At 68.3% G+C, this 18,598-nt stretch carries 12 protein-coding genes and 2 tRNA genes; 5 read left to right on the forward strand and 9 right to left on the reverse strand.

Going from position 1 to position 18,598, the window contains the following annotated elements; all coding sequences use genetic code 11:
* Positions 1-37: 37 nt before the first annotated feature.
* Positions 38-808, forward strand: coding sequence for a CPBP family intramembrane glutamic endopeptidase (locus tag O7605_RS20515; RefSeq protein WP_269740658.1), 771 nt, complete (start codon positions 38-40; stop codon positions 806-808).
* An 84-nt stretch (positions 809-892) separates the two neighbouring features.
* On the opposite strand, the gene O7605_RS20520 is transcribed toward O7605_RS20515, so the two are convergent.
* A complete protein-coding gene (locus O7605_RS20520) occupies positions 893-2,671 on the reverse strand; it encodes a hypothetical protein (RefSeq protein ID WP_269740659.1) in 1,779 nt (592 codons plus the stop codon).
* A gap of 142 nt (positions 2,672-2,813) precedes the next feature.
* On the opposite strand from O7605_RS20520, the gene O7605_RS20525 reads away from it, so the two are divergent.
* Together O7605_RS20525 and O7605_RS20530 are read left to right on the forward strand one after the other, a co-directional pair.
* Positions 2,814-2,904, forward strand: a tRNA-Ser gene (locus tag O7605_RS20525).
* 34 nt (positions 2,905-2,938) lie between these two features.
* Positions 2,939-3,014, forward strand: a tRNA-Arg gene (locus tag O7605_RS20530).
* Positions 3,015-3,962: 948 nt separating this feature from the next.
* Here the strand turns inward: O7605_RS20530 and O7605_RS20535 are convergent.
* The 5 genes from O7605_RS20535 to O7605_RS20555 form a co-directional block, all read right to left on the reverse strand.
* Positions 3,963-4,565, reverse strand: a complete 603-nt coding sequence (locus O7605_RS20535) for an HD domain-containing protein (protein ID WP_269740660.1) — start codon at positions 4,563-4,565, stop codon at positions 3,963-3,965.
* A 159-nt stretch (positions 4,566-4,724) separates the two neighbouring features.
* The gene (locus O7605_RS20540; protein WP_269740661.1) at positions 4,725-5,489 is read right to left on the reverse strand and encodes an SDR family NAD(P)-dependent oxidoreductase; all 765 of its coding nucleotides are present in this window, start codon (positions 5,487-5,489) and stop codon (positions 4,725-4,727) included.
* A 69-nt stretch (positions 5,490-5,558) separates the two neighbouring features.
* Positions 5,559-6,542: an NADP-dependent oxidoreductase gene (locus O7605_RS20545; RefSeq protein ID WP_269740662.1), complete on the reverse strand. Its 984-nt coding sequence runs from the start codon at positions 6,540-6,542 to the stop codon at positions 5,559-5,561.
* 24 nt (positions 6,543-6,566) lie between these two features.
* Positions 6,567-7,310, reverse strand: coding sequence for a DsbA family oxidoreductase (locus tag O7605_RS20550; RefSeq protein ID WP_269740663.1), 744 nt, complete (start codon positions 7,308-7,310; stop codon positions 6,567-6,569).
* 101 nt (positions 7,311-7,411) lie between these two features.
* A complete protein-coding gene (locus tag O7605_RS20555) occupies positions 7,412-8,017 on the reverse strand; it encodes a TetR/AcrR family transcriptional regulator (protein ID WP_269740664.1) in 606 nt (201 codons plus the stop codon).
* 901 nt (positions 8,018-8,918) lie between these two features.
* On the opposite strand from O7605_RS20555, the gene O7605_RS20560 reads away from it, so the two are divergent.
* Positions 8,919-9,575: a nuclear transport factor 2 family protein gene (locus O7605_RS20560; protein WP_269740665.1), complete on the forward strand. Its 657-nt coding sequence runs from the start codon at positions 8,919-8,921 to the stop codon at positions 9,573-9,575.
* Between the two features lie 113 nt (positions 9,576-9,688).
* On the opposite strand, the gene O7605_RS20565 is transcribed toward O7605_RS20560, so the two are convergent.
* Entirely contained in the window at positions 9,689-12,961 is a 3,273-nt protein-coding gene (locus O7605_RS20565) for a hypothetical protein (protein WP_269740666.1), read from the reverse strand.
* 1,331 nt (positions 12,962-14,292) lie between these two features.
* On the opposite strand from O7605_RS20565, the gene O7605_RS20570 reads away from it, so the two are divergent.
* Entirely contained in the window at positions 14,293-15,369 is a 1,077-nt protein-coding gene (locus tag O7605_RS20570) for a hypothetical protein (protein ID WP_269740667.1), read from the forward strand.
* A 129-nt stretch (positions 15,370-15,498) separates the two neighbouring features.
* Here the strand turns inward: O7605_RS20570 and O7605_RS20575 are convergent, their stop codons facing one another.
* Together O7605_RS20575 and O7605_RS20580 are read right to left on the reverse strand one after the other, a co-directional pair.
* Positions 15,499-15,909, reverse strand: coding sequence for a RidA family protein (locus O7605_RS20575; protein WP_269740668.1), 411 nt, complete (start codon positions 15,907-15,909; stop codon positions 15,499-15,501).
* Positions 15,910-16,768: 859 nt separating this feature from the next.
* On the reverse strand, positions 16,769-18,037 hold the full coding sequence (locus O7605_RS20580) for a helix-turn-helix domain-containing protein (RefSeq protein WP_269740669.1): 1,269 nt from the start codon (positions 18,035-18,037) through the stop codon (positions 16,769-16,771).
* Positions 18,038-18,598: the final 561 nt, after the last annotated feature.

Here is an 18,598-nt window from a genome sequence, read left to right on the forward strand (position 1 = left end):
GTCACCAGGAGCGTCGGCGGTCGGGCAGAGTGGACCGGTGACCGTTGAGCTCACCCGCCCGGTGTCCCGCCGGCTGCTCGGCACCGAGACGCTCCTGGTACTCGGTCTCTCGCTCGGCCAGTCGGCCGTCTACGCCGCCGTGTCGATCATCGCGAAGTTGACCGCGGAAGGTGGCCTGTCGCGACAGACCGCCGCGCTGAACACCTCCGCGTCGGCCCGGCCCTACCTCGACCTGGCGTACCAACTGCTCGGCATCGTCTTCGCGTTGCTGCCGGTGCTGCTCGCCGTACACCTGCTGGCGCGGGATCCCGGCGACCCGGCGCAGATCCTCGGCCTGGACGCCGGACGGCCCGGGTCGGACCTGGCCCGGGGCGCCGGGCTGGCGGCGCTGATCGGGCTTCCCGGCCTGGCGCTGTTCTGGGCGGCGGCCCAGCTCGGCATCAACGCCACCCTGGTGCCGGCCGCCCTGCCCGACCTGTGGTGGACGGTGCCGGTGCTGATCCTCGCCGCGTTCCAGAACAGCATCCTGGAGGAGGTGATCGTGGTCGGCTACCTGATGACCCGACTGCGCCAGCTCCAGTGGCGGGTCGGCGCGATCATCGCCACGAGTGCGCTGCTGCGCGCCTCGTACCACCTCTACCAGGGCTTCGGAGCGTTCATCGGCAACGCGGTGATGGGAGTGGTGTTCAGCCTCTTCTACCTGCGTACCCGTCGGGTCATGCCACTGATCGTGGCCCATGCCCTGCTGGACATCGTCGCCTTCCTCGGCTACGCACTGCTTCCCCGCGAGTGGTTCAGCTGGCTCTGACCAGCCAACCTCCCTCCCGGCGAAGCTCGCAGCCGCCGCCCGGTCCCCGTGTCCCGACGCGAACCTCTTGGTCAACCGCCTCCGTCAGTGACCGGGGCGAGGCCGGCGGGCTGGGCGGTAGTCGGTGGTGGCGCGGTAGTGGGTGGTGGCGCGGTAGTGGGTGGTGGCGCGGGCGGCCAGCCGTTCGGCCACCGACGAGTTGCCGGCCGCCGCGGTCAACGCCGCCGTACCCGGCAACAGCCGGGACACCAGCCGCAGCACCAGCCAACCACCCGCCTGCGCGGCCAGCGGGGCCGCCAGTCGCCAGGCCGCCTCGACCGCCCGAAGTCCAAGCTCCTCCTCCGGTCCCTGCGCCGCCCGCGCCGCCGCCACCGCCGACTCCGCGCTCGCCAGGTCGGGGTGCACCTGAGTCAGGGTGAGCAGCTCCGCGGCCCGAGCCGGATGCGCTGGATCATGGCCGTACGCCGCCGCCAGATGCAGCACCAGGTTCGCCTGCGACCAGAGCACCACCGCCAGTTCGACCACCGGCGCGACGACGCCGGTGAGCGCGGCGGTCGCCCCACCGACCCCGGCCTGCCGGGCGAAGCGGCGAGTGGCGAGCCGGGCCAACCCGTCCGCATCCGCACCCGGGTACAACTCCCGCAGCCGCCGGGCCCACTCGGCCGCACCGGGTCCGAGGGCCTCCACCGCGGTCAGCGCCAGCAGCTCCGGGGCGAAGCCCGGGTGGTCGAGCACTCGCGCGACGATCACCCGCAGCTCCGATTCCGGCGTACGCTCCGAGACGCCGCGCCCGGCGACGGCGTCGAGCGGCGCGGCCCCAGCCGTCGCGCTGGTGGTCGTGGCGTCGGTGGCCGGTCCGCTGCCGGCCGTCGCGCTGGTGGGCGTGCCGCCGGTGACCGGCGCGCCGGTGGCCGTCTCGCTGATGTGCGTGTCGTCGGTGACCGGTCCGCCGGTGGCCCTCCGGACTGCTTTCTTCGTGGCTTTCCGGGCCGCCTTGACCGGTGCCGTCTCGGTAGCCGCAGCCGCCTCGTCTGAGGCGGCAGCCGCGCCGGCTGTCGTTCGCCGCGTGGCCTTCCTCGCCGCCTTCGCAACGCTCGGCGCCGCGCTTGCCGGTTCAGGTGCCTTCTCGTCGCCCGCTCGCGCCCTTCTCCGCGCCGCGGCCTTTCCTGCCGGAACCCCTCCGGCCTCGGTCGCCGCCGAACCCGTCGTCGCACCGCCCGTCTGCTCCGAAGCCGCCTTCCCGGTGTCGACGGGGCCGGTGTCGATGGTCCGGGAAGCCGTGCCGCTGTCGTCGCTCCGCTGGCTGCCCCCCTTCGTGGCCTCGACGGCTCGGGCGTCGTTCGACGGGGCTTCGGAGCGGGAGCCGGCAGATCCAGCCTGCGTTGGCAGCACCCTGTCCGGGTCCGCCTTCCGGCGGGTGGGGCGGACGTCGGCCGGAGCCTTGTCCGCCTTGGCGGGGTCCACACCCGCGGCCGCCGACTGGCCGGCCCGACCGCGGCGACGCGCCGCGGGTACCGCCGTCGCATCCCCGCTCTTCCCGATGACCGGCGAGACCGTACGTTCGCCGGGGTCGACCACCCCGGAGCCGCTGGTGAACGGCGGCACCGGAGCGACCGGAGGCGCGGCGGGGTCCGCCCCGGACCGGGGTGGCAGCGGTTGCTCCGGCACCGGTGGCGGCTGGAAAACCACGCTCGGTGCCGCCTTCGACCGTCGAGGACGGGACCCGGCAGGATCCTCCTGATCCTCGGGCGGCGGCGGTGCCGGAGGTGCCGGCGGTGGCGTGAAGGTCGCCTTCGGGGAGCGTCGACGGGCTCCCTCAGCAGGCTCACGGCGGTTGTGCTCGCTGGGCGGCTGCTCCTGCATGTCGATGGAGCGTAGTCCTGATCACACCAATGCACAGCGGGAGCGGTCCCCTCGCACCTGGGCGCAGCCTGTTCCGGTAGTCGCTTTGCTCCCGGCCGGGCGGGGCCTGTATCCTCGGGCCCGGTGGTCTGCGGGCCACCTGGGAGACTTCGCCTAGTCTGGTCTATGGCGCCGCACTGCTAATGCGGTTGGGGTCTTAAAGCCCCTCCCGGGTTCGAATCCCGGAGTCTCCGCGCGAAAGCCGGTGTGTAGACTGGCCGAGCACCAGCGCCCGTAGCTCAACGGATAGAGCATCTGACTACGGATCAGAAGGTTAGGGGTTCGAGTCCCTTCGGGCGCGCCACGCGATCAAGGCTGTGACCAGCGGAAACGTCGGTCATGGCCTTGACTCTTTCCCAGCATGTGCCATGATCTCCCACGATGTGGGAGCTTGGTGCTCCGTTGGTGCTCCAAAGTTTGCGTGCCGTCTGAGGGGCGGTTCGTGCGCGTGTGTGCTGACCAGTGCGTGTGCGTGTCGCACCGTCTGGATCATGGCTGAGGTGGCCGTCATCCGAACGCGGATGACTGTCCATTGTGATCGGCGATGTGGATCTTACTAGTGGTGATGCTGCGGGGGTGTCGCGGTCGGTGCTCAGCTGGGTCGACGCCGTGGCGGTAGGGCGGCACGGCCAGCTGGAGGCGGATGGTTGGAGGTGACGATCATGTGCCCGTGCATCTGATTGCGCCACGGTTGATCTGGTGGCGTGGTGGGGGCGAGATTTCCGATCGGGAAGGGCTGAGGTGGCGTGGGCAGCCGAAGCCGACCCTCGTGACGGAGAGCCGGTTGCTTGATCGAGGCCCCGCCTGCGTTGACGGGCGGTAGGCGACACGGCGCGGCCGACCCTGAGAACCGGTCGGGACGCGTTCAGGGGCCGCCGGGCGGCGCGGCAGCGAGTCGGACAGCGCCCTATCCACGAACGCTGTCCGTGTTGCCGGCAGCCCATGGCGGCGTTCGACCGGGCACGCTCATGGCACCCCTCTATGTCAAGGCGTGGCCGGAGAGAGTGTTCTAGGGCGGGGCTTGGCGGGTTCGGGAAGTGGCTCGTCCGAAGTGTCGGGCCTTGGGCCGACGTGGTCATCATGCCCTCTCCCTGAGACAGGTCGGTCACCGATCCAGTGCCCTGATAACGACCGCGGGCAGGGGTCGCGTTCGCGCCGCGGTGTGCTGGCGTGCGACGGCGGACTAACCGCCGCCTGAGATCGCTCCAATCACAACGCACGCGGTCGCCTGGTGGCTGGGTGTGTTGTGGTGTCAGAAGGCCGCCAGCCGCGCGTCCGGGCCCGAGCCGCAACGGTGGGCGGCCAGCAGATCGCCGGGCCAGCTACCGCCGGGCGCCCGCCGCGGGTCGTTTTCCGCTTGTGCGACGACGATTCCGCTGAGCACGCGCTCGACATCCAGGCGGGGTAGCTCGCCCTCGGTCGCGCGTCGTAGCTCCGGGGTGATCAGTTCGTCGCCGAAGTCGGCTCGAACGGCAAGCCGCACCAGACGGGCCGGGGCGCTGATGCGCTCGGCGATGTGAGGGCTGGTGTGGACGGCGATCGCCGTCCACACAGCTTCGAGTCGGTCCGTCGTCCAGCCATGCCCGGTGAGCAGGTCGACGGCCAGGTCGGCGCCCTGCACCTCGAAGCGTTCTGGACCGCTCGCCAGCCTCGAAGCCCCAATGTCGTGCAGGAGGCAGCTATGTACCAGCACTTCGTCCTCGACGTCGAGGTTGTCCTGCTCGCGCAGCGCCAGCGCATAGCGCAGAACCCGGATGCTGTGATGAACGATCGCCGGATCACAGGCATCGTTGAGAAGGGCCAAAGCTGCCGGCCCTGCGGGGACTGCGTACACGAGGCTGTCGGAGATGCCCATCCAAACCTCCTAGCAGATCGGCCACCTGCGCCTCGTCAGAGCAGCGTTGACCACTGCCCCAGGTACGGGCCTGGAGCGGCGTCGTTCAGCAGAAGCCGTCAGAGGCGATGGCATCGTCGGTCACAGCGTTGTACGCGCCGAAGGTTGGCAGGCGAGTCGTCAGACAGCGGTCAGGCCGCCGTCGATCGCGAGCGCGGCTCCGGTGACGAACTGGGCTTCGTCGCTGAGGAGGAAGGCCGCGAACGCGGCGATCTCCTCGGGCCTTCCGATCCGGCCCACGGGGTGCATGGCGCCGGCAGCACGGAGGGCCTCCTCCGGGTTCGGGCCCATGTTGCCGCGCAGCAGGGGGGTGTCGACACCACCGGTGACGAGCGCGTTGATCCGCACGCCCGTCGCGGCCACGTCGAGTGCCGCCGACCGGGTGAGCCCGACAACGCCGTGCTTGGCCGCACTGTAGGCAGCCATGCCAGCCATGCCGGTGACACCGAGGTTGGATGCGTTGTTCACGATCGAACCCCCGCCGGAGGCCTGCAGTGCGGGGATCTGGTGCTTCAGACCGTGAAAGACGCTGTTGAGGTTGAGTGCCAGTTCGGCACCCCAGGCGTCACCATTGATGTCGGTTACCGGGCCGTACGCGGTGGCCGCGCCGACGTTGTTGAAAGCGCCGTCGAGCCGGCCGTAGTGGTCAACCGCCTGCTGGACCAGCCGCGCCACCTCGGCCTCGACCGTCACGTCGGTCGGCACGAAGAGGGCGTCGCGCCCGGCGGAACGCATCTCGGCGGCGAACGCGTCGCCGGCGTCCTTGCTGCGGGCCGCCAGGACGACCTTGGCGCCTTCGGCGGCGACCCGCTCGGCGGTGGCTCTGCCCATGCCGGAGGTGGCACCGGTGATCAGAATGACCCTGTCTGCGAATCGGGTGGACACGATTGATCCTTGTCTCTTGTCAGTGGAATGTTTCAGTGGATGGTTCAGGCTGGGTAGTCGGTGTGTGGTTCAGAAGGTGAGCACGAGTCGGCCGCGGACACCGCCGGCGGCGAATCGGCGGTGCGCGTCGGGTGCCTCGGCGGCGGGTAGGGTCTTCGCCACCCGCGGAATGAGCACACCCGCCTCTGCGAGCCGACGGATCTTGTCCAGCTTGTCCGTCCGGCCGGCGTAGTCGGGCACGAACGGCGTCAGCACCGTGATGCCCCGGGTGCTCGCGGCCTGGTAGCCGCCGGGCTCGTCCGCTTGGCGGACCTGGATCAGGGTGCCACCGTCACGAACGACATTGAACAGCCTCGTTCCGAGCAGCGCCACGTCGGCGACGGCGTCCACCCCGTCCGGGAAATGCGCCCGGATACCGTTGACGACCTCGGCTCCCCTGGCCACCACGATGGCTGCACCGGATTCCCGGACCAGGGCCTCGTCGGCCGGGGCGGCGTCGGCGACCACGGTCAGCCCGGCGTTGCTAGCCATCTGGACCAGGTAGCCGCCGAGCGCCCCGGCGGCCCCGACTACGGCCAGGGTCGAACCTGGCGCGAGTGCCAGCTGATCGAGCGCCAACAGCGCGGTGAGCCCGTTCATCGGCAGCGTCGCCGCCGCCTCATGACTGACGCCCGCTGGCGCGCGGACGACCCAGCTGGCCGGACGCACCACGTACTCCACGTAACCGCCACCGCTGTTCTCCAGGGTGCCTTCCGCGGTCGGGGTCACCGGCAGGAGCATCGCCATCACCCGGTCACCGACCGACAGATCGGTGACCGTACCCGGGCCGATCTCATCGACCACGCCCGCGACATCCATTCCGGGCACGTAGGGCCCTGGCACCCCGGCCAGGGCCGACGCGTGCACGCCCGAGCGCAGCAGGATGTCGGACGGATTAACCGCCGCCGCGTGTACGCGTACCCGAACCTCGCCAGGGCCCGCATGCGGTTCCGGCAGTTCGATGACGCGCAGCACCTCCGGCCCGCCGAATTCATGTAGACCAACAGCTCGCACGACACATCTTCCTCTCGTGGTTCATCAAACAACCGGCGTACTGGGTTCGCCGGTGCTCCCGCCGCTGGGCAGTTCACACCCGTGCGCGTCGCATCCGGCCTGGTCGCCAGCACCGAGGACCGTCAGCTCCGGTTGGCGCTCAACCCAGGCCCGCCTCAGTACCTCGGAGAAGGCTTCGACCGACTGGGCACCGGAGACGCCGTACTTCCGGTCGATCACGAAGAACGGCACGCTGGTGATGCCCAGCTGCGCGGCCTCGCCCTCGTCCCCGCGCACCTCGTCGGCGTATGCCCGCCTGTCGGCTAGCACGGCGCGTACCTCGGCCTCGTCGAGTCCGGCGCGGATGGCGATCTCCACCTGGTGCTCGGAGTCGTAGATGCTTCGTTTTGCGGCGAAGTTGCCCTGGTAGAACAGCGTCAGCAGCTCATCATGCAGGCCCCGGGCCGCCGCCAGGTGCAGCAGACGGTGCAGGTCGAAGGTGTTGCCATGGTCCCGGAAGTCGACAAGGTAATCGAGTCCTTCCTTCCTGGCGATGCCCGCGAGGTTCTCCTCGGCCGCCCGAGCCTCGGCCGACGTCAGGCCGTACTTCTTTGCATGCGCCGCCCCGGTCGTCGGGCCGGTGTGGGCAAGCTGAGGGTCGAGTTCGAAGGAGCGGTGGGTCACCTCGACGTGGTCCCGATGAGGGAACGCGGAAAGCGCCTTGTCGAAGCGAGCTTTGCCAACAAAGCACCATGGACAGGATATATCCGACCAGATTTCGACATGCATGGTCTGCCTCCCTATTGGCAAGGGTCTGTCGCGTGCAAGGAGGTAGCGCCTGCGGCTAGCAGAAGCTTGGGCCTACCTTGTGGGTGGCATCTCCGGTGGTCCTACCTGGCGGACTGTGGCCCGGACCCGTCAAGAGTTGTTCGCCCGGGGGCACGCATGCCGTCGAGCAGGATGGTGACGACGCGCCGCCACCCGCCGGGTCCCGCGTCGACACCGAGACAGTGATCGGTGTCCAGCGACGCGCGTGAGCAGATCATGATGTCCTGCCAAGTCATGTCGGCACGCAGCTCGCCGGCGGCGTGCGCCCGCTCGGTCAGTTGGATGACGGCGTCCTGGAGTGCGGCGGTCCGCTCCGCCAGCTCGGGTGACGGCGGCCTTTCGCACGCTGCGGTGACCTCTGCCAGGCCGCGACTGTCCCGATGTGCTCCCGCCAACTCCATGACGAAATCGGCCAGCCCGCTCCATGGATCCGGGCGCTCGATACAAGCTTGTGCGGTCTCGCACAACTCGTCGTAGAGGCCGAGGACCACGGCGTCGAGCAGTGCCTCTTTGGTGCCAAAGCGCCGGTACAACGTGCCCACTCCCACGCCCGCAGCCGTGGCGATGTCCAGAGCCGACACGTCGAGCCCACGGGCGGCGATCGCCTCTCGTGTGGCGACGATCAGTTGGCGTCGGTTGCGGCGAGCATCCGCCCGGACGTCAGACATGGCACCCAGGCCAGACATATAGGATCCGGCGCTCCTCACTGCTTCCGATCGCCTTCGACGCGTCCCGCAGCCGGGAACCTTTACTGGAATGACTCACGGAGCCTCCCTGCGCATCCATCACCAATCGAGCATAACTAGGCGGACGGGTATCGTCCGCATCTGACTCTAACTCAACAGGACGGGTGTCGTCCGCTTTCTGGGCCTTCGGCAACGTGACCCTGGCCACCGTCCCGTCAAGGGCGGGAGCGCCCACAGGCGGGGTTGACCGATTGAACGGGTTCGGCCCGTCGGCGACCGCCAGTGCCGGCGCGACGATGCACGCCGGCGTCCGCGCCGATTGTCAGCCGAAGACTGGGGCGCGTGCGGGCGCGCTGAAACCGGCGGGACGCGTCCGCCACGGACGCCGGATCAGACGACGACCCTGTCACGTCGGATGACAGGGAATCGGCCAGCAGACAACAAAGTTGCGGCTGTCCGACCGCCGCCTCCCCGCCCCGCTCCCACGCCGCCTGCTGCCTCTCGGTCGCGGGTCGTCGCATCAACGACCGGCGGCCCGTCCGCCCATGCCGGGTGGCACCTCGACCGCGCCCTGCCCGACCCGGGCGTCCAGCCCTCAGGTCGCCAATGCCGGTCAACTCGGCTCAGCAGGGCGCCTGTCGGCGGCATGTCGGCTCCGGTGCCGCAACCTGGGGTGGTCAGGGCCACCTAGTCGACCGCCAGCAGAAGCGGACGAACATCGTCCCATTGAGCTAAGCTCGCTGTCAGCTAGAAGCGGACGCCTTCCGTCCGGGTAGAGACGGAGGGGCAAAGTGCGGGATTGTCCGATCTAGGCCCCTTCGCCTTACGAGGGCACGAAATCCGAGCCGTCCGAGACCGTTACAGAGACGAAAGGAACCACGTCATGAACAAGCAGGAAACCCGCCGGGCAGGGACGTTGCGTTCGCGGGCCAGCGCGGCGGTCGCGGCGGCCGCGTTGCTGGTCGGCGGTGGGGTGGGCCTCGCAGCCCTTACCTCCCAGGCGGCGAGCGCGCACGACCACTCGACGAGCGCCTCGCCCAAATCACTCGCTGACCGCGTGCAGCGCTTGGAGGACATCGAGGAAATTCACCAGCTCAAGGCCCGCTACTTCCGCTTCGTGGACGAGAAAAAGCACGATGAACTGGCCGCGCTGTTCACGCCCGATGCCAAGCTCGTGACCGACGGGATCACCTGGAAATCGCCGAAGGAGTTCGCCTCCACGATCCGTGACCTCACCGGCGCCGCTCCGTCAGCTCACTCGGGAGCCATGCCAGAGATCACGATCACCGGACCGGACACGGCATCCGGAACCTGGTCGATGGAAGACATCCTTACCTTCCCGGCCGGCCCGAACGCTCCCGAGGGGCACAACGGCTACGGGCAGTACCGCGAAACCTACAAGAAGGTCAACGGTGAGTGGCTTATCGATTCGCTACTGCTCACCCGCTTCTGGATGGACCCGCTGCCCGCCTGGACTCCTCCGGCGACCACGACCCCTTCGACCCCCAGCACCCAGCCAGCAACCACGAACGGCAAGTGACGCAAGTGGCGTGTCCGGTTGCGTAATGGGACGGCGGGTGGACGTGCCGGTGCCCTGGCCTGGCGAACTGTCAATCCTGTCAACGCTTCCAGTGCTGCTGCTTGGTCGGGCGGTTAGCTCATGTCGATTGCGTATGCCTGTTCGCGTACGTCGGCGTCGGGGTGTCGGCGCAGCCGGATCAGCAGGTCCCGCCATGGGGTTTTCCACCCGTAGCCGGCCCCGTGGCGGACCAGGGCAACCGCGAACAGGCCGTTGGTGAGGTCGCCGCGTCCCGTCAGGCGTGTGATGGTGTCGGTGAGGGCCGCGGGGTCGGGCGACTCCCGGAGGTTTTGTAGGCGGGTGCCGACGCGTTCGGCGGTGCGAGCGGCTAGGACGGGCCGGTCTGCGCACACTGCGGCGATTTCGTCGAGGTTGTCGAGTCGGCCGAGGTCGACCAGCAGGCCGGTGGCGGTGCTGGCGAAGGCGGGCCGGCCGGCGAGCCAGCGCGCGGCTTCGATCAGGGCGGTCCGGTCGGCGCTGGTGGGATGGTGAGCGGATCGGATCACCGCGCCGTGTGCGAGGAGTGCGATGCGGCGTCGGGCCGGGCGATCCGTGGCCGGGTCGCCCGGATGGTCGTCCTGGGCGTCGCGGTCCACCAGCCGGGCCAGCGCGGTGCCGAGGATGTCGTCGCCTCCGGCCTTGAGCAGGTGGGCGACCTCGGTGGGCACCATCGTTTCGTCGAGGTCGGTGAGTCGGTCGGTGACCAGGTCGGTGATTCCGGCCAGCCACGGTGACCAGTCCCCGAGTTGGTGGAAGGCGGTGCGTCGAACTTCCCGGTCGGTGGCCTGGCAGGCTTTGACGATGAGCGCGCCGTAGGCCGGGCGGTGTCGGTGCGGGATCGTGTCCGGGGATGCGTCCAGGACGGCGCGCCGTTCCTCCCGGCTACCGTCGACCGCGGCTCGCAGGATGGTCCAGCTTGCCTCGGCCTGTACTCGCTGCCGGGCGGCGGAGACGATCGCCGCGCGTAGGTCGCGGTGCGCGTCCGGGTGGTGATATGTGTCGAGCAGGGTCGCCATGACCCGCGGCGGTCCGTGGCGTGCCAGGAGCCGGGCGGCCTCTTTCCGGCTTGTGATCTTCGCCGGGCCGGTCAGCACCTCGGTGAGGACAGGGACCAGCCGGGGCGGCGCGACGTGCCGGGCGGCCCGGCCGGCCGCGTACAGCGAGACCCGCGCCCGGTCGCTGTCGGCGTAGCGGAGCAGCACCGGCAGTGCCTCGTCGGGCCGGTCGGTCCAGACCAGCGCGCCCAGCGCCGCTTCGGCGATCGCCACGTCGGGGGCGTCGAGGTGGCGCAGCACCAGCTCGCGGCCTGCGCCGGGCACGTGTGCGGCGGCTCGGATCGCCGCCGCGCGCTGCCACACTCCCTGGTCGGTGTCGGCGAGGATCAGCTCCAACTGTTCCACGAAGCGGGTCTGTTGGCGGGGCAGCCAACGCTCGGCGTGCGGCACCCAGGCGGGCACCCACCGTATTCCCGGTTCCACGAACCGGCCGCGTGGGCGGCGTTTGAGTACCTGGTCGAGCAGGTCGGTGCGGGAGGCGCAGATGATCGCCCACACCTCGTGGAGCGTCACCGCTGTCGGATCGGTGGCGAGTACCTCGGCGACGCGGTCCGAGCGGGTACGCGGGTCATCGAGCCACAACCGGATCGCGGTGCGGGCCACCGACGCCAGCGTGTGCGGGCCGATCGCCTGACGCAGTAGGTCCTGCAGTTGTGGCAGCCGCCAGGCCCGCTTGCCGAGCGCGTGGGTGAGCGCGAAGAGCGGCCCGTACCGGCCGCGGGCGATGCCCGCCTCGATCCAGCCGCGTAGCCGCTCGAAGACCAGTGTCTCCTGCCCGCGGCGCAGGACGGTGTCGAAGCGACGCAGTACCGGCACGGCGGCGCCGGTGCTGACCAGGTCGATTGTCAGTAGCGCCCATTCGCGTAGCTGCGGCTCGGCGACGTGGTGCTGCAGGACGTCGGCGGCGAGCGAACTCAGCGCTGTCGTGGTCGCGGCGGAGGCGTCGCGGGCGTCGACCGCGTCGGTGGTCAGCTGCGTGAGCCCGGCTACCGTGTCCGCGGTGAGGAGCGGCGCCACCTTCGCGAGCGCGGTGAGCGCGGCGGCGCGTACCGGGTCCTGCTCGTTGCGCAGCCGGCTGAGCCGCACAACCATCTCCGCGACCACCCGCGGGTCGCGGGAGCGGCGGGCGGCCTGCACCAGCAGCGCGTATCCGTGTGCCCGCTCGTCGGCGTCACCGGAGCGCAGCGCGACGTCCAGCGCCGCTGACGCGTCCGGCCAGGCCAGGTACGCGCTCCAAAGGCGCACCTCCGCCTCACGCTCCTGAATCTTCGCCAGGCCCAGCACCCGCCTCGCCTCGCGGATCCGGATCGCGGCCGGTAGCACCTCCATGATCTCGGCAGCCGGGATCAGCATCGCCGTGTCGACCTCGGACAGTGCCCGGTCGTACAGGTCCGCGCGTCGGGCCGGGGCGACGGCGTCGAGCAGCGCCGCCAGCGCCCGGCTGTGTTCCCGGTACCGGCTGGCCAGGGGCACCAGCTCGTCGGTGGGCAGGACCGCCAACCGGCGCAGCAGGGCCGGCGGGAGCACGTTCCGGCGCAGCCAGGCCGCGCGGCCGGGTGTGGTGAGCAGCCGGGCGACGCGAACCGGATCGTGTGCCGCGAGTCGTCCGTACGCGTCGAGCGGGCCGGGTAGCGACTCCTCCGGTGCGTACCGTTCGAGCAGATCGAGTGCCCGCGCCGGGTCACACCGCAGCACCGCGACGGCGGCGTCACCCCAGATCCTTGCCCGCGGTTCGGGCGGGGCTGCGGCCAGCCGCTCGCGGACCCGCTCCAGGAGCGGACCTCCATGCCGCCGGACCAGCCGCTCCAGGCGCAGCGCGTGCTCCAGATCCGGCAGCAACGCCCGTACTGTGTCGTCGCCGCAGGCTGGCAGTAGCGTGGCGGCCTCCTCGTCACCGAAGTGGGCGTGGACCTCACTGATCAGCGCGTCGGCGACAGCCGGCGCATACCGGCGGCGCAGGCTTCGATAGACACGACGCCGCTCCATCGCGGACCGGTCGGTGATATCGCCGACCGGGATGTCGGCGCGCAGCGCCGCGGTGAGCGCCGCACCCCTGATCGACGGCTGCGGGTCGCGGGCCGCCGCGGCGATGCCCTCGGCATCGCGGGTCGCCATCGCCGCGACCAGGGCCAAGTGCCGCGCATAGGGATCCTGCTCGCGCAGATCCCGACAGACCTGGACACGATCAGTCGCGGTACGTGCCCACTCGACGAGCCGGCTCATCCGCACGGGGTACGGCAGCGGATCGAGCGACGTCAGCAGGCTGCGGGTGGCGGTCAGCACGGCGTTCATTGTGCCCGCAGGCGCACCGTAACGAGATCGATTAAACGTCCAGCGCGACCGTCGCTTAGTCGGCCACTATCGATGTATATCCCAGTAGCCGAGACAACGGGAAGGAAGTTCTTGACAAAGCCTAGAAACAATACATCGATCCCCAAATCGGGCTGCGGGAAGGAATTTGATCAAGGCTCTGAGCTGTGGCGTCTGACTTCTCGTCTACGGATCAGAAGGTTAGGGGTTCGAGTCCCTTCGGGCGCGCAACGCAATCAAGGCCGTGGCCAGCGGAAACGTTGGTTGCGGCCTTGACTCTTTCCCGCTATGTGCCGTGATCTTCCACCATGTGGGAGCTTGGTGCTCCGTTGGTGCTCCAAAGTTCGAGTGCCGTTTCAGTGGCGGTTTGTGCGCGTGCGTGCTGACCAGTGCGTTCGCGTTTCGCATGGTCTGGATCATGGAGTCGGTGCGCGTCGACGGGCGGTTGGTATAGGTCCTCTGTGGCCTGTGGTGTGGATCTTCTTGGCGGCTGTCGCTGCGGGTGTGGTCGGTGGCGTTGACCTGGGTTCACGGCTTGGCGGGTCGGGGGCTGCATCATGGGGTGGGGGTAGTGGCCAGTGGTGGCGGTGGTGATGTGGGCATCTGATTTCCGCCCGGTTGTCCTGTCCCGGGCGGCGGGTAGTGGAGGGCACTTGACACGGTGCGGTTGAAGACCGTGCGGGTTTAGTTTGGGCCGGCACGAGCCGGGCGCCCGGCTTGTCGGCGGGGTGTCCATCGGGTCTGGACCAGGTCGGTGCCGGCTACGCGATGAACCGCAGCGGCCGATGTGGCAGCCGCCGGTGACCGGCGCGGGAGGGTGTTGGTCGAGCGGCTTCGCCCACGAACCGTTCACGTGCGGTGCCTGCACGACGCGGTTCGGGACTGCCATCACCTGTGCACGCTCATGCCGAGAAGAGTGTATTCGCGGCGCCGGACAACCGCTCATCCGGCGCTGGCGTCTCATCTTCACCGGGCTGCCGCTGGTCGCGCGACAAGTAGCCGAATAGAGCGCGGCCGGAGCAGGTGCATATCACGCTACACATATTCGCTCCCGAATCCTCAGACAAAGCTATGGCCGGGCGTTGTCTGTCAGGTATTAGATCGACGGAGGCCTCATGTTATGAGATGGTGGCGAGATGCGGAGCTGGTTTTTCTCACGTCGTCGGGCCACTGTAGCCGCCGAGCCGTCTGCGGAACCATTCCAGGGCAGCGTACTGCTTGACAACACGACGATCTTCGGTGCGCGTCGGGCACTCGAGTGGGATCCCCTACTCCCACGTACACTGCCGCCCGGAGTGGACCTCCGATCGCTAATGGATGTTCTCGAGGCGATAGTGCTCGTCAATGACATGGTTGTCGATTCGTCGAGCCGTCGAAATGATGCATGGCCGGAACTAGACGACCTTAGCGCCATTTCTAGTTCTTTTTACCGGGACACTGACATCGCCGAGGGGTACGGTGACAGCGCCCTAGAGATGGAGTTGTACCGCCTGAGTATCGAAAAGACGAGGAACCTTGTCTCCTCAGGAGATCTGCAACGACAGTTGGGTTTCCTGCCGTCGATGCGCGAGATAGAGGTTCTTCCTGTCATCTATCGAGACCGCGCAGATTTCGTCGAAAAGATTCTCGACTCAATCCGATCCTCTCCGAAGAATGCCGGTATCTCAACAGAACTGCATCGGCAACTCAACGGCTTTACTCAAAGCCTGAATGTGCTTCCTGACGCGCTTCAGAACTTCGCGCTCTTCGCCTTCCGTGGATTCTACTATCAAGAGCTCGCGCACCTTACCAGCGCCTCGTACATGCCGCACTCCTGGCGTTCAGGCATCATTCGATCGCAGCTCAATCGTTCTGTTTCCCGTTTCGCCGATGTCGCTATCGGTGCAGGTGAAAAGGTCCGTAGCAAGCTTCAAGCTGCTATCAACGACGAGTTTGGCGCCCAGGTAATCAGCGCGAATTTCCCGCTCATAGCCTCGTTTGTCATCGGGCAGGCGAGCCGGCGCAGTGACTTGCTGCGCACCGCTGTAGAGATTCGCGACTCGGCGAAGGCAACTGCATTTCGAGCCTGGGTCTACGAGATGGAGCGCAGGATCCGCAACGAACAAGACTTAGACAAGGTCAAGCAGGCGCAGGACGAACTGACCACGCTTGTACGAGAACTCGAGGTCGACCTCGGGCTGCAAAGAAAGCCGACGCAGGAGATGACGTTGACCCTCGCACTGCCGCTTCCGTTGACGCCCTCGATCGAACGCACGCTACATGTGAGCTCGCCAGCATGGGTCCGGCGTGTCCTACGCCGCAGGACCCACCTCGTTTTCCTTCGTGAACTAGCGCAAGAGTCGATCAGTCTGCCGCCGTTCGTCCGTTCGTACCAGATGCTCAAATTGTGAGTAGCGGTGCCGCTGTGGCTTAGGTCCAAAGAACCCAAGCAATCTCGCGCGGTTTCCCGTATGGAACGATTACCCGATGTCGCCAACCTGTGCACTCATCTGCCGCGCTGCGCGCGCTTAACTGAGTGATCAGCATAGGGCGGCGACGGCTTCTACCTCGACGAGTTGGTCGCGGTAGCCGAGGACGGCGACTCCCAGCAAAGTGCTGGGCACGTCGTGCGGGCCGAAGTGTCGACTGACCACGTCCCACGCTGTGACAAGGTCGTCCCGGCGGTTGCTGGCGACGTAGACGGTCGTCTTGACCACGTCGGTGAGGTCGGCACCGGCCGCTGCCAGTGCGGTGCGTAGGTTCGCCATGACCTGCTCGGCCTGCCCGGCCACGTCTCCGACCGCGACGGTGGCGCCGTCCTCGTCGAGCGGGCAGGCGCCGGCAGTGAACACGAGCTTCCGTACGTCAGACGCTACTGCGGCATAGGCGTACGGAGCCCGATCGGTTAGCTGTGGAACTCGGATCAGCTCAACGGAGTCGGATGCGGTCATGGGCGCATGTTTGCAGACGATCTCGGCAGAGACGGCCACATTATGTTGCCCACGATCTCGGGTACCCCGATCTGCCGCAGACAGGGCGCTACGTCGTGAAATCGAGACCGTGCAGGACCTGCGTCCGACCCTGCCGAGATGCGGCTGATGCTAGGGCCAGGCTGGGTCGCGGTACAGCGGAGCCGGTTCCCCATAGCGAACCCGCCGGACACCACCGGGCAGGGCCCTCGCCATAGCCTGGGACGCGTCGACGGAACATCCCACGGTGAACTCGACTTCCTCGTCGACCTCGCAGGCCAGGCACCAGGCTTGATCCTCGGGCCACACGAGGTGCGGTTCCTGATAGCCCTGCGCAGAGCCGTACCAAGCCAGGTACGCCGCATCTCTGAGTACTTCGACAGGCCCGGTGAACAGCAGCATCGCCCGATGAGGAATCGGCACTCGTGGCGCATCAGGATGTGGGTCCCCGCCCCAGCCTTCCCAGATCGCCGCATATGCAGTGGCAGGAGTCGCCGTGTAGGCAGCAAGGGTCGCGAGCGCTCGGCGAAGGGCAGGATCTTCTCCTTCCCCCGGATCCTGGGCGAAGGCGACACGCATATACACGTCGAAGCCTGGCGGGCCATAGCGAACAAGATCCCACCAATCAACCTCAGACCGGAGCAACCATTGCGCTGCGTCGGAAGTTGCCGCGGGTCGTACCTCGCTCATCCCTTCAGTCTGACGCCCCACGGCTACCAACCAACGCACTCACATGCCGCGATCCGCTCGCTACGCAGCGCTATGGACGACTTGCTTGTCGAGCTAGAGGATAAAGGCACGCCAGGCGCCGCTTGTCGTCTGAGCGCCGGATGGCGGCCGGTCATAGCTCGGCGAGGATGCGAGCGCGTTGCTCGGCGTGCTCGTGGTCGCTGATCAGTCCCTCCCGGTGCAGTGTGGCCGCGTGGCGGAGCCGGTCGGCGATGGTGTGCGGCGGTGGCGTTGTCGGGTTGGTGTGTGGGTGCATGCCACGGTTGTCGGGATCCGACCCGACAAGGTCACTGGGGGAGGGCGCTGCGTCCGGCGATGACGTGGTCGTGACGGTGTTGGCGATGGTCCAGAAGTCCTCATCGACGGCGGTGGCGCTGCTAGCGGCGTTGGTGAGGTGATGCAGGGTGTCCGGTTCGCAGTTCAGGACGGCCGCCAGGCGGGTGGCGTGGGCGGTGGTGGGTATCCGGCGGCCGGCGAGGATGTCTGCTGTCACGGTGGTGGCGATGTCGGCCCGGGTGGCCAGTTCGGTGGGGGAGATGCCGGCGAGTTCGGCGTAAACGCAGAGGTAGCGGGCCAGTGCCCGGCGGGCGGGTGGTGCGGTGGCGTCGATCGTGGCGACCAGGACGCCGAAGCGGATCCGGCGGCGGGTGGCAGGCAGTTCCGGTAGGTCGATGATCGGCTTCGCGCGTAGGTCGGGTGTGGCGATGAGTTCGAGGGCGACGCACTGGCGCGCGTACTCCTCCCGGATCGTCGCGATCTCCGCGGTGACGGTGCGGAGCCGTAGCAGCTCTTCCCTGGTCTGGTGGAACTGGGATTCGAGTTGGTTGGCGTGGCGTAGCGCCTGGTTGCGGGCTTTCTCCGAGGTCCGGAGGTTGTCGATGTGGCGCAGGTTTTCCGCGTAGAGGCGCTCCTGCAGGCGGGCGAGTCGACGCTGCAGGACGGGGACGCTTGGTTCGCTCTCGGGGACGTTGCGTTGGCCGGGTTTGCCGGGAGGGCGGCTGACGGGGCCTTTGTAGCCGTGGGGTAGTTGGCCGCGGGCGCACTGGTACCAGCCTGCGGCAAGTGCGCGGATGCTGGCGGTGTCGCAGCTGTCCGGCAGGCAGGCGATGATCAGCTCGGTCATCTCCCAGGTGGGGCCGAGGCGGTACCGGCTGAGTTGCTCGGAGAGCTTCTGCCGGTTGAGGCCGGGGTAGTGCAGGCCTCGGGCGCGGGCGTGTTCGAGAATCTTCGCCTGGCCGCCGATGCCCAGGTAGTCGTGGATGAGGCTGCGCACGTAGAGGGTGTATTCGGCGGCGTCGGGGTTGGCGCACCGGTTGCGGATGGTGGCCTCGTCGACGGCGTACGGGCGGGTGTTGCGGCGCGGCGCGGGGTAGGTGCTCATGCGGTCGTCCTTGATGCACGAGGGTTGCCCGACAGCGGTCGGTGTTGTCGGGAGTTCGTCGGGACCTCTTTCCCGACATTAGGGGCGTCGGGGAAAGTCATTCGCGCCGATCGGTGCTGACTGCCTGGTCGGTCAGGGTGCTCCGTGCCGCTTGGTTGGCCGCCCGGTTGCGCGGAGCACCCGCCATCTATACACCATGCGAGAAAGTGGTGACACAGTGCACTCGACAAGGATCTGGCGTGTGACGGCAACCCTGAGCGCACACGTTGTGCGGGCGTGGCTGAGGCCACACTCAGCCCGTCGCCCCAGCCGACCCGTCCGCCCGGCCCGCCACCGGCCCAAGCACCGTCGTCCAGGCCCGTGGACACGGCGCCCCCGCCGGCGACGTCCCTAGGTGGCGGTGACCAGGCGCTGAGTCGACAACCAGTGACGCACGCCGCCCGAGCGCTGTGACGAGTGACGATGTCGTCGCGATCGAGCGCTGTGGGCGGCGTGCGCCACAGGGCCGAATTCCGTGGAGCGCTCGACTGGGCAAGGTCCTCGTCGTGCTGGTCTGCAAGG

The sequence above is a fragment of the Verrucosispora sp. WMMA2121 genome (assembly GCF_027460185.1).
Classification (GTDB): Bacteria; Actinomycetota; Actinomycetes; order Mycobacteriales; family Micromonosporaceae; genus Micromonospora; species Micromonospora palythoicola.

Bases quoted from the DNA above. Each gene is read 5' to 3' on its own strand.
- O7605_RS20570 (WP_269740667.1), top strand. From the start codon at position 14,293: ATGGATGTTCTCGAGGCGATAGTGCTCGTCAATGACATGGTTGTCGAT.
- O7605_RS20550 (WP_269740663.1), bottom strand. From the start codon at position 7,310: ATGCATGTCGAAATCTGGTCGGATATATCCTGTCCATGGTGCTTTGTT.
- O7605_RS20520 (WP_269740659.1), bottom strand. From the start codon at position 2,671: ATGCAGGAGCAGCCGCCCAGCGAGCACAACCGCCGTGAGCCTGCTGAG.
- O7605_RS20555 (WP_269740664.1), bottom strand. From the start codon at position 8,017: ATGTCTGACGTCCGGGCGGATGCTCGCCGCAACCGACGCCAACTGATC.
- O7605_RS20565 (WP_269740666.1), bottom strand. From the start codon at position 12,961: ATGAACGCCGTGCTGACCGCCACCCGCAGCCTGCTGACGTCGCTCGAT.
- O7605_RS20560 (WP_269740665.1), top strand. From the start codon at position 8,919: ATGAACAAGCAGGAAACCCGCCGGGCAGGGACGTTGCGTTCGCGGGCC.
- O7605_RS20575 (WP_269740668.1), bottom strand. From the start codon at position 15,909: ATGACCGCATCCGACTCCGTTGAGCTGATCCGAGTTCCACAGCTAACC.
- O7605_RS20535 (WP_269740660.1), bottom strand. From the start codon at position 4,565: ATGGGCATCTCCGACAGCCTCGTGTACGCAGTCCCCGCAGGGCCGGCA.
- O7605_RS20580 (WP_269740669.1), bottom strand. From the start codon at position 18,037: ATGAGCACCTACCCCGCGCCGCGCCGCAACACCCGCCCGTACGCCGTC.